14 protein-coding genes are annotated in these 13,047 nt (G+C 65.1%); 6 read left to right on the top strand and 8 right to left on the bottom strand.

The genetic code is table 11. The features are described 5' to 3' along the window. Positions 1–400: 400 nt before the first annotated feature. The 5 genes from ASF16_RS14595 to ASF16_RS14575 form a co-directional block, all read right to left on the bottom strand. Positions 401–781 (bottom strand): VOC family protein, encoded by a 381-nt coding sequence (locus ASF16_RS14595; protein WP_056168337.1) that lies wholly within the window; start codon positions 779–781, stop codon positions 401–403. Between the two features lie 138 nt (positions 782–919). Then, a complete protein-coding gene (locus tag ASF16_RS14590; RefSeq protein ID WP_056168334.1) occupies positions 920–1,660 on the bottom strand; it encodes an AraC family transcriptional regulator in 741 nt (246 codons plus the stop codon). A 64-nt stretch (positions 1,661–1,724) separates the two neighbouring features. Then, the gene (locus tag ASF16_RS26565) at positions 1,725–2,360 is read right to left on the bottom strand and encodes a hypothetical protein (protein ID WP_200926906.1); all 636 of its coding nucleotides are present in this window, start codon (positions 2,358–2,360) and stop codon (positions 1,725–1,727) included. 355 nt (positions 2,361–2,715) lie between these two features. Then, a complete protein-coding gene (locus ASF16_RS14580; protein ID WP_082516932.1) occupies positions 2,716–3,783 on the bottom strand; it encodes an ABC transporter substrate-binding protein in 1,068 nt (355 codons plus the stop codon). Beyond that, positions 3,783–4,889, bottom strand: a complete 1,107-nt coding sequence (locus tag ASF16_RS14575; RefSeq protein WP_056168328.1) for an LLM class flavin-dependent oxidoreductase — start codon at positions 4,887–4,889, stop codon at positions 3,783–3,785. Before ASF16_RS14575 ends, ASF16_RS14580 begins: the two co-directional genes overlap by 1 nt. A 310-nt stretch (positions 4,890–5,199) precedes the next feature. Here ASF16_RS14575 and ASF16_RS25495 point away from each other — a divergent pair, with 310 nt between their 5' ends. The 5 genes from ASF16_RS25495 to ASF16_RS14555 all read left to right on the top strand — a co-directional run bounded on the left by ASF16_RS25495 (position 5,200) and on the right by ASF16_RS14555 (position 7,896). Beyond that, the gene (locus ASF16_RS25495) at positions 5,200–5,532 is read left to right on the top strand and encodes a 1-deoxy-D-xylulose-5-phosphate synthase (RefSeq protein ID WP_200926905.1); all 333 of its coding nucleotides are present in this window, start codon (positions 5,200–5,202) and stop codon (positions 5,530–5,532) included. 43 nt (positions 5,533–5,575) lie between these two features. Next, positions 5,576–6,073, top strand: a complete 498-nt coding sequence (locus ASF16_RS14570; protein ID WP_056168325.1) for a GrpB family protein — start codon at positions 5,576–5,578, stop codon at positions 6,071–6,073. 43 nt (positions 6,074–6,116) lie between these two features. Further along, positions 6,117–6,545 (top strand): DUF1801 domain-containing protein, encoded by a 429-nt coding sequence (locus ASF16_RS14565; RefSeq protein ID WP_056168321.1) that lies wholly within the window; start codon positions 6,117–6,119, stop codon positions 6,543–6,545. Between the two features lie 256 nt (positions 6,546–6,801). After that, positions 6,802–7,110, top strand: a complete 309-nt coding sequence (locus tag ASF16_RS14560; RefSeq protein ID WP_056168319.1) for a hypothetical protein — start codon at positions 6,802–6,804, stop codon at positions 7,108–7,110. A 450-nt stretch (positions 7,111–7,560) separates the two neighbouring features. Further along, positions 7,561–7,896, top strand: coding sequence for a hypothetical protein (locus ASF16_RS14555; RefSeq protein ID WP_056169271.1), 336 nt, complete (start codon positions 7,561–7,563; stop codon positions 7,894–7,896). A gap of 247 nt (positions 7,897–8,143) precedes the next feature. Here ASF16_RS14555 and ASF16_RS14550 read toward each other — a convergent pair whose 3' ends face one another. Both ASF16_RS14550 and ASF16_RS14545 read right to left on the bottom strand, forming a co-directional pair. Beyond that, positions 8,144–9,589 (bottom strand): hypothetical protein, encoded by a 1,446-nt coding sequence (locus ASF16_RS14550; RefSeq protein ID WP_056168316.1) that lies wholly within the window; start codon positions 9,587–9,589, stop codon positions 8,144–8,146. Between the two features lie 33 nt (positions 9,590–9,622). Continuing rightward, complete coding sequence (locus ASF16_RS14545) at positions 9,623–10,117, bottom strand: type III secretion system chaperone (RefSeq protein WP_082516931.1); 495 nt, start codon at positions 10,115–10,117, stop codon at positions 9,623–9,625. A 365-nt stretch (positions 10,118–10,482) separates the two neighbouring features. Between ASF16_RS14545 and ASF16_RS14540 the strand changes: the two genes are divergently transcribed. Then, a complete protein-coding gene (locus tag ASF16_RS14540) occupies positions 10,483–10,938 on the top strand; it encodes a low molecular weight protein-tyrosine-phosphatase (RefSeq protein WP_056169267.1) in 456 nt (151 codons plus the stop codon). 187 nt (positions 10,939–11,125) lie between these two features. On the opposite strand, the gene ASF16_RS14535 is transcribed toward ASF16_RS14540, so the two are convergent. Beyond that, positions 11,126–12,922 carry a DUF3592 domain-containing protein gene (locus ASF16_RS14535; RefSeq protein WP_056168312.1) on the bottom strand — a complete coding sequence of 599 codons (1,797 nt, stop codon included), beginning with the start codon at positions 12,920–12,922 and terminating at the stop codon, positions 11,126–11,128. Between the last annotated feature and the right edge of the window lie 125 nt (positions 12,923–13,047).

Here is a 13,047-nt window from a genome sequence, read left to right as displayed (position 1 = left end):
GCAATCTGCATGCGCAGCGCCAAGAGCAGCTTGCTGCGTTCCCGCACTCGCCGTATCTGAAACTATGGCGAGTCTTCGATTTGCGTAGCCGATTCCAATACAGCGCACACCTGGCATGCTGGATCAGTACAGAGGTTTTTGGGTGATCAGTCGCGGGCAGTTTGGTGTGGGCCTAAAACGCAAGCCGCCCAGTATGCGCGGTTTTATCCGGCGCGGTTGCGGTTGTTCCTGGAGGCGATGCGGGGGGCGATGCCGGGGCTGGTGGGGATGCGGGCGGTGGGCGGCGCTGCGGACTCCACCCACAACTGATGCACGCGCGCTGGGCTGCTGCTCTGGCCCAGTCGACAGGTGGGTTGGCAGCCCAGGCGATGCGGACTGCTCCACCGGGAGGACCTACGCCTCACTTCATCGAGCTCAAACCGAACAGGTTGCCTTCGGTGTCCTGGCACAGCGTGACCCAACCGAACTCGCCGATCGAGAATTTGGGCCGCACCACCTGACCGCCCGCCGGCGCAACACGCAATTCCTCTTGTGCACAGTTTTGCACGCTGAAGTACACCAACGTCCCACCTGCGCCCGGCCGGCCATGGCTCGACTTCACCAGGGCACCCCCGGCGCCGTAGACCCCCATGTCGGTGGGGAAGCCCCTCATCTGCGTCTCGCCGGTCGGATCGCCGATGGCCTCCAGCTTGTGCTGCAGCACGCTCTCGTAAAAGGCGACGGCCCGGTCCATGTCGTGGACATAGATATCAAACCATCCGGTTGCATTCGACGTTGCCATATGGCGCTCCTTGTAGTTGATGACGAAGAAGCGCCCAGTCTAGAAATTTGCAGTCAGGTCGTATTGTGTAAATCAGACATGGATCACATATCGATCACACCGCGATCACACAGCGATCACACAGCGATCACACAGCGATCAGACATCGAAGCGGTCGATGTACTGGGCGGGCGTGCAGCCGGTGGCCTTGCGAAAGGAATGGATGTAATGCGACTGGTCCGCATACAAATGCAGATAGTGCTGCTTGAACGACTGCTGCATGCGCAGCACCTTGAGCAGGTCGTGCGGCGCAAAGCCCGTGGTCTGCTTGAGCGTGCGCTGCAGTTGCCGCGAAGACAGCCCGGCCACCGCAGCCATGTCGGCCACCGTGCGAATGTCATCCAGCCCGGCCAATATCCGCGCGGTCACGGCGTTGCTGACCACCAGCCCGGCGTCGATGAACCTCTGCAACAGGTCTGACAGAACGTCCCGCATCCCCGCAAAATCGCGGCCCGCCAGTTGCCTGCCCACGGCTACCAGCGGCAGGCTGCCCCCATACGGCGTGCCGACGAACTGGTCCGCAATCTCCTCGGGGTCGCCCTGCCACACACCGGGCAACAGCTGAATGCCCACGTAGTGGAACGACGTGCCGAGGTTGAGCATTTCATACGTGGTGCGCAGCGCGGTGACACCAGCGATGTCGGTGTCCACCTGGTTGAACAAAATGTTCACGCACGCGTCGGGAATGGCGCGCAGGTGGAAGTCCTGCGCCAGCGTGACCTCCGTGCGCAGTTCCCAGTAGCAATGCACCCAGGCGGACAGGTGCTCCGGTGGCTTTTCCACCATGTATCGGACAAAACGGACGGCTTTGTCCATGCCGTCCTTGATGGGGTCGTACATCGGGGGTAAGAAATCAGGGCTGGTGACAGTTCAAGAAGCTGGCGCCCGTCGATTCAGCCCCTCGCTATTTTTCTTCATGCCAGTTCTCCACCTTGGCGATCCATTGGTAGAAAGGGTCCGAAGCTCCCGCTTTATCGTAGCTAGGTAGAACACCCGTCAACTCGGCCGCGGTCAATGGAATGTCTGCGTCGAACTCCTGCTGGAGCCATTGCTGCAGCGCCAACGGAACGACTGGCGGCTCTGCATCATCATCCCATTCGTCAGGCTCACCGTTTTCGTGGATGAACGCCTCCATGGGCGTGAGGGGCAGGTGATCGGGCCAGCAAAGTTCTTGATAGCCGATGGCGAGCAGCCGCAGAAAGTCCACCGCGTTGTTAGCGAGCACGCCGACCATGATCGACCCGGAACCAGAACCCAGGTGCACGAAGCGAAGCTCACCCTCTTCGTCGCGCCACAACGCAGCCACACTGCCGTCGCCGCCCGTGCGGCAAAAAGGCGCCAGCCTATCGGCAGTAATGTCACTCCATCTGTCCGCCAGTTCGAGACTCACCTCTGAAGAGGTTTGCGACGGATCAATCAAGGAATAGTTGCGATCGTTCACGGGCTCTTGCGACGCAATCCAGCGAAAGTAGCGAACCAGTTCTTCCGGAGGCTGCAAGGCGGGCGGAAAAGAAGCTATCAAACGATCCACAAAATGCACGTGCCAGTCCTTTTTTTACAGATTCCACATCGGAAACGTTGCGTCGGGGGAATGTATCTTGCCAATGCCGCGAAGGGATACGAGAGCGAATGAGAACGGTGATTCGCTGTTGAAAATCCAGCCCAAGGCAATGTGAGTTGAGCAACTGCCGGATGCAGTTGCGCATCGAGTGATGCGTTTCCATCCGGCTGGCTTCACGACCGCACGGCACCAGCCTTTGCGATTCATCGCCATAGTAATGACAGTGAGCAATGGAAAAGAGCGGCACAATTACCGCTCTTATTTTGATAGCTTGTGGCCCTTACCTATCAAGCGGCAGAGCCTCATTGAATCAAAAGTCGTGGCTGCCCTGCCCTCAAGCCACGCCTCTCCACACCCCCACATCCGTGATCCCCGCCACATCCACCCGCACCGGCAAGATTCCATCCCGCGCAGACCGGTCCGCCACCGTCTGCAGCGCAGTCACATCCGCCTGCGTCACCGGCCGCGCCGCAATGGCAGCGCGCCCCGTGATGATGCGCGAGGCCTCGATGGGCAAACGCGTGAGCTGCGTGTAGACCTGCGCATACGCCTCGCGGTTGGCCAGGGCCCAGTCGCCGGCGCGGGCCAGGCGGTCCAGGTACTGCACGATAGCGGCGCGCTTGGCGGGGTCGGCCAGCGCAGCCTCGGTGGCGGTGATGAAACCCAGCGCGGTGTTGATGCCGCGCCCGTCGCGCAGGATGCGGCCGCCCTGCTGCAGGGCGATGGTGTAGTAGGGGTCGAAGATGGCCCAGGCGTCGATCTGTTTGGATGCGAACGCGGCGGCTGCGTCGGTGGGCAGCACGAACTTGACCGTCACCTCCTCGCGCTTGACGCCCGCCTCTTCCAGCGCGCCGTACAGCTGGTACTGCGAGATGCTGCCGCGGGCGGACGACACGATGACCGTCTTGCCCCGCAGGTCGGCCACGCTGCGCAGGGGCGAGTTGCCCTGCACCACGATGCCCAGCGAGTCGGGCTGGCCGGCGCGGGTCGCCACGATCTTGAGCGGGGTCTTGCCCACAGCGGCGGCCAGCACAGGCAGGTCGCCTGCCATGGCGGTGTCGACCGCGCCGCTGCGGTGCGCTTCGAACAGCGGCGCGGCGCCCTGGAAGTTGGCCCAGCGCCAGGCAAAGGGTGCGCCGTCCAGCGTCTTGGCGGCTTCGAACAGGGCACGCAGCCCGCCGGCCTGATCGCCTAGGACGAGCGATGCGGCAGGCGCCACTGCCTGTGCATGCGCGGCAGAGCCCAGGCCCAGGATGCCGGTGGCGCCCACCGACAGCGCTGCCGCCTGCTGCAGCCATTGGCGGCGTGATGTGCCGGGGCGGCTGGGGTGGCCGGCGCTGCCTGCGCCGTCACTGTCGATGCTGTGGCGGTGGCCCTCGGCGTGGTCGATGCGGCCGCTCATCACGCCGCCTTGCGCAGGGTGTGCGCCGCGTGCTCGCCGTCGCGCTCGGCGACTTTGGCGCGCACCAGGGGCAACAGCTCGCGGCCGTAGTCGATGGCATCCACCAAGGGGTCGAAGCCCCGGATCAGGAAGGTCGTGATGCCCAGGTCGTAGTACTTGAGCAGCGCGTCGGCCACCTGCTCGGGTGTGCCGACCAGGGACGTGGAGTTGGACCGCCCGCCGATCTCGCGCGCCACCGCCGTCCACAGGCGTTCGTCCACGCGGTCGCCATTGGCGGCATCGGCCAGCAGGCGCTGCGCGCCTTCGCTTTGCTGCGGGCCCACTCCGCGCGCGTAGCCCTGCTGCACGCGCAGGCGGCGGGTGTTGTCCAAGATCCGGTCGGCCTTGGCCCAGGCTTCTTCTTCGGTCTTGCCCAGGATGGGGCGGAACGAGATGCTGAAGTCCACATGCCGACCGTTGAGCGTGGCCTCCGCACGCACGCGACGCACCAGGTCGCCGGCCTGGGCCAGCGATTCGCCCCACAGCGCGTACACGTCGGCGTGCTTGCCCGCCACCTGCAATGCGGGTGCCGATGCGCCGCCAAAGTAGATGGGCACGCGCTGGCCCTGCAGGGGCTTGACCTCGGACACGGCGCCCTTGGCGCGGTAGTAGGTGCCTTCGTGGTCGAACGGCTTGTCTTCGGCCCACACGCGGCGCAGGATGGTGAGGTACTCGTCCGTGCGCGCATAGCGCTCGTCGTGGCTCAGGAAGTCGCCGTCGCGCTGCTGGTCTTCGTCCGAGCCGCCGCTGATGTAGTGCACCGCCAGGCGGCCACCGGTGTAGTGGTCCAGCGTGGCCAGCTGGCGCGCAGCCAGCGTGGGGGCCACGAAGCCTGGGCGGTGGGCCAGCAGCAGGCCGATCTTCTCTGTGACCGACGCCGCATAGGTGGCCGTGAGCAGCGTGTCGGGGCTGGACGAGCTGGCAGGCACCAGGATGCGGTCGAAGCCCGCATGCTCGTGCGCCTGGGCGAAGGCACGCACGTAGGCCGGGTCGATCGCCGGGCCCTTGCGCGGGATGGTTTCAGAGACTTCGTGCGGCTGGATCATGCCGATGAACTGGACGGGCATAGCGGGCTCCTGGGGGGGGTAATTGGGAACGTTGGTCGGTATGGTTGAAGGGCATGATCCGCGCGGGGACGCGCGGCACCAACGAAGAAAAACGTGTTTGCAAAGTCGCAGGCCTCATAGATGGCGCGCGGCGGGTTTCGATGGAAACAAGGCTCGGTTAGAGTGACGGTCCGCAGCCGGGCAACCGGTTCGAATGGCTCACTTCACGGGATACCGGACCCGCTCTGCTCCGTTAACCAAAGCGTGGTCCATGAGCGGGAACCCAATCGAGGCTTCCATTCCATCTTCGCGAAACTGATGAGGCATCAAGATGAAGAAACGCATCATGTACATCGAAAACAAGGCGGGCGGTCTCAGCGGCGCCGCGCGCATTGGACGCGTATCTTTTTCCAGGACTGGCGCAACGGTCTACTACCAAGGCAAGGCATTCCAAAGCCTCAAAGGCAAAGGGTTCAAAGCCAACTACTTTGAAGAAGAAAGCGGCGATCACTACTGGATATCGGGACCCAAGAAGAACGGTCGAGACCGGCTTTATGCGAGCCGTGTACCGGTGACGGTGGACGAGGACGCAAGTGTCGAATACTGGTCCGTGATCCGCAAAATACCCCGCAGCACATCCTCCACAGACTCAGACCGCCCGTGATCAGTCACTGCGTTGTGGATTGTTTGCATATATCCCGCACCCGATGAAATTGCAGGAACCCGCGCAGTACCAGACCAAGGCCGCAGCCGTGTTTGCGGATGTGGCCGCCCAAGTGGCGGCAATCCTTCCGCTCGCCCGCATCGAACACATCGGTGCGTCGTCGATTGCAGGCGCCATCTCCAAGGGCGACCTGGACATCTGCGTACTGGTACCTCTGCAGGACCACGCACGCAGCGTCACCACGTTGGAAGCTGCAGGCTATGTCGTCAAGACAGACACGCTGCGCACGCCCGCGCTGTGCATGTTACTGGCGCCCAGCGCTTCCATGGACGTTGCTCTGCAGGTGGTGGCCAGCGGGTCGGAGTTCGAATTCTTCCTGCACTTTCGCGATGCCTTGCGCGCCAACCCTGACCTGGTGGCGCAGTACAACCAGCTCAAACAACGTTTTGCAACCGAGGGCATGGATCGCTATCGCGAGGAAAAGTCGCGGTTCATCGCTGGAGTCCTCCAGGGCGCGGGCACGACCGCCACGCCGAGCTGATCCGCCCCCGTCGCACGATCACTGCGCCACAGGAGACACGCACATGCCGTCCAGACCCACCACAACCACCCAGCCTGCATCGACCCTCATCGACCAGCGCATCGCCAACCTCACCGACTGGCGCGGCCCGGTGCTGGCCCGCATGCGCGCGCTTATCCACGAAGCGGCGCCCGATGTGGTGGAAGAGTGGAAGTGGATGGGCACGCCCGTGTGGTCATTGGGCGGCATCCTGTGCACTGGCGAGAGCTACAAGGCGGCCGTCAAGCTCACGTTCCTCAAAGGCGCGTCGCTGCCCGACCCGGCGCGGCTGTTCAACGCCAGCCTGGACGGCAATGCACGGCGGGCCATCGACATCCACGAGGGCGACACCGTGGACGCCGACGCTTTCAAGGCGCTCATCCGCGCTGCGGTGGCACTCAACGCCGCCAAGCCCGCAGGCAGAAAACCTTCTGCCGGCGCAAAGGCAAAGTGAAGGCGCGTGTACAGCGCCTGGGGAAAGCCGATGAGGTGACAGCCCGTCGCAGCCTGCAACGCCCCGCGCAGTAAATGCTACGTTTTCGATAGCGCCTTGCGCTTTCTGGACAAGCGGTAGCTGGCAATTTCTTCTGTTTTTTTGGTGCTTGCCCTGCGTTGTCGTTGCGAGAAAACGGGTCTGTCAGGGTTGATCCCATAGCCGTGCCTGCCCAAATAACTGTACATTTATACAGTCATTCAACCAGGAGAACGCCATGGACACCCTCGAAGCCTGCTACACGGTCACTCTGCGCGACTACCCCGAAGAACTGCCTGCCCAGCAGCGGGCGAACGCCGAGCGGCGCTATGCCAAAGAGCTGGAAAAGCAGTTCGGCGGCCCCGAGCAGGTGGCTGCAGCCCTCGACACCATGTCGAGCCTGGAAGAGTCCCCCCCAGAGATCGTCTCGCCCGGCGACCTCACCCTGCTCAAGCACTGGGGCCGCGCCAGCGTCGCCGCCAAGCAGGCGGGTTTTCGGGACCTGGGCGAAGCTGATGGTGCGTACTTTGAAGTGCGCGTGGCTTGACTTGCGCCGACAGCGACGACCGCAGTGGCAACGCTGATGGGCCCGGCAGTTGCAATCGCATCCTTAACTTGCGTCACCTTCAGCCGCGTCTTTAATTCGGTCGCGCGGACGGGCACTTTTAGGCTGCGATGCAGGGGCCGCACAGCCACACAGAATCGACCCCGTTGGTGCCTGCGTCGATTCGTGTCCAGCCTTGTTTCGACTCCCGCTGCAGCCCTGTTCCAGCCTTGTTCTTGACCGCGGTCAAGACCTAGCGGCGCTACAGGCTTTTGTCCGACAGGCCAGCGAATCGATGGATGGCGAATCAGGTGTGCAGACAGCCCAAGAATTTGTTCAGCGGGCCCTGCCCCGCCTGTTCAAAGACATGACAAGGAGCACCTCATGAACCCCATCCTCCACCCTGCCGCCGACACTACGGCACATCCTGCGGCCACCAGCACCGACACGCACATGGCGGTCGACGCAGACCTGGCAGCCCAGGCCGTCCCTGGCCACGGTGTTCCATCACAGGACCCCGACCCCGCCGCGCAGCACGCGCTGACCGACAGCGAGTCCCGCCGCGAATCGCAATCTGCCCTGATGGGCGGCGGCGTGATGGCAGGCGCCGCTGCAGGTGCTGCCGTGGGTGTCGCCGTGGCCGGGCCGGTGGGCGTGTTCGTTGGTGGTACGGCGGGCGCGATTGCCGGTGCCCTTGGCGGCGCTGCCGTGGGGCAAGTGGTGGAACCTCAGCCACCCGTTGGGACCGACTATGAGGCAGCGCAGCCACGGTCCATCGAAAGGCCCTGAACACGGCACCGGTCCACCGAGCCAGCCCCTGTAAAGCCCGCGCAACGCGGGCTTTTTTATGCGCACGGCTGAAGGCTCAAGCAGGACGAATGCGGCACATGGCAAAGAATCCTTACGCGCTGCAGGGCACTACCGGGCCGATGACATGCAACCAACGTTGGAGCTTCAATCCATCAAATCCAAGGCGCAGTTGAGCGCCGACAAGCAGTGCTGGTATGCGGCCTCTGGCTGACTTGGCCCACCGTGCCTACTTCTTCGTCTGCTCATACAACGGTCCGAAGCTCAGCTTGGTCGCCGTGCTGCCCTTGCGCGCCGACACTTCCGGCGCCAGCTCCCGGGCAGCATCGTCAATGGATTTCATGATCTTGACGGCCTGCACCAGTTCATCGGCGCTTCCTGTGCGCTCCGCGGCACGGAACATGCCAAACGCCATGTTCAAGGCTTTCTGCTTCTCGCTCAGGTCGGTGTGGGCGGTGCGGCTCACGTCGTAGGCCGTGCTGTCCGCGAGCCCTTCGATCAGATGGGCAACGTCGCTTTTCAGCAAGGTGAAGCAAGACTCTTTGCGGGTGGGGTCGGTTGCTGCCTGATAGGCATCGAGCGTGGGCAGAGAGGCCAGGATGCGGGTCGCCAATTCCTCCTGCAACGCTTTTTTTGCGGTGTCGTAAGTCTTTTCCACCAGCTTCGGGTCTTCGCCGGATTTCGGCTCGGGCCTCGGCCCGGCCGCCGGAAGGCCATAGGCCTGCAGTGTGGTGTCCAGGATGGGACCACTCAGGCTCCCCGTGGCCTGGCGAAGCACGGCGGTGATCCCGGCCTCGCCAGTGGCCGAACTGAGTTGCTGCAGCCGCTGATCTTCTGTGTGGTGCAGTGCCGCCGTGGAGGAGCCCGCGCGCTGGTTCTCCAACGCATCGCCCAGAAAGAAGTTGCCTTTGCAGACGAACAAGAAATTGTTGAGCTTGCCTGCTGTGGCCAAGCCGCGCTGGTGGTCGTCCTTGATGGGCGAGACGTCGCCCATGGCGTCAGCGAGCCGGTCCAGGGTGGCGTAGTTCTGTTGATCGGTCTTGGAGATTCGCAACACGGCCTGCACGGAGGACTGCATGGTTTCGTAGGCCACCACGTGGCGCAGGTCCTGCGCGTGGCCTTCGCCGTCCTTGCGGGAAATGACTCTGCCGGTCAGGGGGGTATCCCACCTGGGCCGTTCGAGCCTGCTGCAAAGCTCTTCGGTCTTGGGCTTGTCGCGCAAAGGCGTGGCCCGGGTGGCGTCCAGCGACTCGCGCAGGGCCCATTGCAGCGCTGCACTGCTGCTCATGGGGTCGGTGGATGCCTTGACCGCACTGCCGGACGAGGACATGAGCAGCGCTTTCTTGGTGCTGGCTTCGGTGGTGGGATCGCCCCCCTCGTCTCCCCGGGCACGCTTGGTGCCTTGCGCAGTAGACGCAGTAGACGCAGTAGGCGCAGCGCCGTCGTCCGCAGGCAGTGGCGGAAAGCCATCTGGCACAACCAGCGCCATGTGGAACACCGTTGTCGACGCGGTCAACCCAGGGTCGGCCAGGTCGCCGCCCAGCTGCGTGCCGGGCATGTCGTGCGGCAACGTGCCCGGCGTGAACAGGCTGGGCACGCCCTGGGGCAAACCGCCCTGCGACGGCGACAGCGGCGCGATGAAAGGCTGGCTGATGGAGGGGAAATGGCTGGACATGGTGGGCGCCTCGACGGCTGTGCGTGAATGGGATCAGGCCCGCAGGTTCATGAACTGGCTCGACAGTGCGGGCGCGGGTACCGCAGCGGCAACGGCTGCCGTGGCAGCCCCGGCCTGCGATCCCCACAGTCGCTGGGCGAGCGGGCCGGCGCGGGCCGCCAGATTGGCGATGACGTTGGCCAGCACCGTGCCGTCCAGGCCGTTGAGTGGAAGCCGATAGCACAGGTACAGGCTCCCGTCGCCATTGGGGTGCGCGGCCACCGCGGCACCGTCGCCCTCGGCCAGGAACATGTTGTACTGCAGCGCGGCCATCACAACGGATTGGCGGGCCGCTGGGTCGGATGGCAGCGAGCCCAGGCCCGTACTGCAGACCACGTGGCGTGCATGCGCGGGCACGTCCACCACCACGGTGGCCTCCTCCGCGGTGAGCACGCCCCGGCCTTCGGCGGTGAGTGCGAAAGCTGCGTGGCCCACCAGCTCTCGCAGCTCGGCCTCCACGCGTTGTTGCTCCGGCGTCAAAAGGGTCATGCGGTGAGGCTCCAGGGTCGCGAATGGTTAAGGTGGCCGCAGTGGCAAGGCATACATCACGCCCCCCAACGGAGGGCCTTGCCGCCAATATAGGCGCGCCTGCCCAAGCAGCCCAGCAAAGAATTGCAACGTGGAATCGCGCCGCGAAGCCACCTCCGCACCGATGGCCGCCTGAAGGACGCGGGCCTGCGCGCGTGCAGGCAAGTGCACGATCGCGGTGCGAGGGCCAGACCATGCAGAATCGGCCACCGCTCCCATCATCAACCACCCGGCCGAGCACCATGGACCATAAGACGATCAAGCAACCGCCCCTGGAGCACACCCGGCACGACCCATCGACATCGGGCGAGCCGATGTCCGTGCTGATGGTCTGCATGGGCAACATCTGCCGCAGCCCCACGGCCCACGGCGTGCTGCAGAAAATGGTGGCCGACGCAGGCCTGGCGGACCGCATCCGCGTGGACTCTGCCGGCACGCACGGCTACCACGTGGGCGAGCCACCCGACGAACGCGCCCAGGCCCACGCGGCGCGCCGCGGGTACGACCTGTCAGCCCAGCGCGCGCGCAAGCTCACCCGGCGCGACTTCAGCGACTACGACCTGGTGCTGGTGATGGACGACCACAACGAACACGCCGCCCGCGCGCTGTGCCCGCCCGGCAGCGAAGACCGGCTGCGCAGGCTGACGGACTTCTGCACCAGGCTTGAAGCCCACGAGGTGCCCGACCCGTACTACGGGGGCGCCGACGGGTTTGAGCATGTGCTGGATGTGGTGGAGGATGGGTGCGAGGGTGTGATGCGCTGGTGGATGGCTCAGCGCTGAGGGGAAGGTCGGCAAAGTCCACGGGCTTCTTGTCGCAACACGCGCTTGAAGCGGTGGTTGCGGTTGTCGCAGACATACCCCTGGGCCACCAACATGCTGCGGATGCGTTGCGTTGCGTTGCGTTGCGATGCGCGTGCTGCAGTGCTTCCGACTCACGCACCAAGCCGTGTCATCGCCTTCCTGAGGATCAGCCAGCTGCCGCAAACCCGCTGACCCGGGCCACCTCGCGCAGGGCCCGCCGCGCGGCCGGCTGGCCGCTGATGCTGTCGGCCAGCACCACGCTGGCGCCGCCGTGCAGTTGGGCATACAAGGTGTAGATCTCTTCGCGCGGACCGTTGCCCAGGCTCTGGGTGTAAGCCAGGCGGATGGCCAATTGCTGCACCTGGTCCGCAGGCACCTGCTGGAACGACGTGCGCAGGCCCAGCAGCCTACGCTCCGTGCGAATGCCCTGCTGCGCGTTCAGGTAGCTGCTGCGCCGGTTGCCCACCGCGAAGAGCGCCCACGCCACCGCCATACCGGCCGCCAGAAAAGCCGCCAACCGCAGGGCGGGCGGCGCTGTCGCGGACACGGCCAGCAGCAACGGCACGCCGACAAGGCACACCGTGAGGATGAGGATGCGCTGCGCGCGCCACATGCGGCCTGCAGGCTGCTCCAGCTGCGCACCGCCCCCCGCGACGGCCTGCATGGAGCAGACGGCACCGAAAGGATCGGCGCCAGGCATCCGCCCTCCATCGTCCGCCAGCACTTGCGTGCCTTGACTCTGGCCGGCGGGTGCAGGGCCTCGCTCGGCCGCATCGGCTGCATCGACCATCGGCAGCAGAAACTGCGCACGGTATCCCTGGGCCTCGTGCTCGTCGTGGATTTCAAGCCGCCACAGGATGCCCGGCTCGGTCGATGCAGGCAGGCCGTGCGGCACCTGCAGTCGCCATTGCAGGCGCAGCATGCCACTGCCCTCGTCGCTCACCCGGGCCCGCGCGCTGGCGCTCCACTCGACCTGCTCGGTGGTGTGCACTTCGTCGCCGATGCGCGTGGTGCGGTGGCGCAGGCATTGCAGCCGCGCCGCATAGCGCAGGCTGGGCCGGTAAGCGGCCCGGATATCGACATGGGCCGTGAATGGCTCGCCCTGGCGGGCCGGCAGCGGGCTGAGGACCAACTGCGCATCGCCAAAGCGCCGGCGCATGCGGGCGCGCTTGTACAGCGCCCGCAGCAGGCCCGCGGTGACCAGCGGAAACATCAGCACGACCCAGGCGGCCGGTTCGCCTTGCCAGGCCCGGGGCAGCACCCGCAGGCACATCCACACGCTCAGCGGCAGCGCGATGGCCGCAAAACCCGCCAGCAGCATCGTCTCGAGCTTCTGGTGGGCGGAGATGGGACCACCCAGGCGGTCTTCCACCGGCGCAAGGCCTTGTATGGCGCCGCCGGCCACCGTCGTGGCGTAAGTGCTGGCATTGGCGCCCCTGCGGTAGTTGTGCAGCGCCCAGGCCATCAGCGTGCCGCCCACGCCACCGAAGGCGGCGACAAAAATCATCCAGAAACCAAGCAGGTTCCAGCGAATGGTGCGGTCCAGCACCGATTGGGCGGGCTGCGCCAGGTTCACGTATGCGGTGACAGGCTCGCCCGCCTGCAGAGCCTGCTGCAACCGCACGCCCAGGCCGTACTGGAAGTGGCCGATATCGTCGGCGCCACCGTTGATCGCGGGCCGCGATCCGGTACGGCGCACACCACCCACTTCGTAGACGTACTCGGCACGCACGCTGTAGGTGGTCTTGCGCCGGGCGCTGCCATGGGTTTCGATGGCCGCGTCCACCAGCCTTGCGGGCACCGGCTGCCAGGACTGCATGCGCCAGCCGTCATACAGCGTGGGCACGATGGCCGCGAACACAAACACCAGCGCCACGGCGGCCAGGGACAGCCCGAACAGTGCCAGCACCAGCCAGGCACGGGGCGATGCATTCTCGCGGTTCGAGGTGATCGTCTGCGGCATGGCGGTGTACCAGGGGCGTGGATGGGGTGGTGTGGACAAGCGCAGTGTAGAAAATACCCATCCGTACCGGCGGGCATTTCCACACGGCCCGCCGGGGGTCATGTGGCACGGTTACCACGCAGCGC

The organism is Acidovorax sp. Leaf78, assembly GCF_001422735.1.
Lineage (GTDB): Bacteria > Pseudomonadota > Gammaproteobacteria > Burkholderiales > Burkholderiaceae_C > Acidovorax.
Note: the sequence above shows the minus strand (reverse complement) of the source record. Positions and strands in the feature narration are given on the sequence as shown.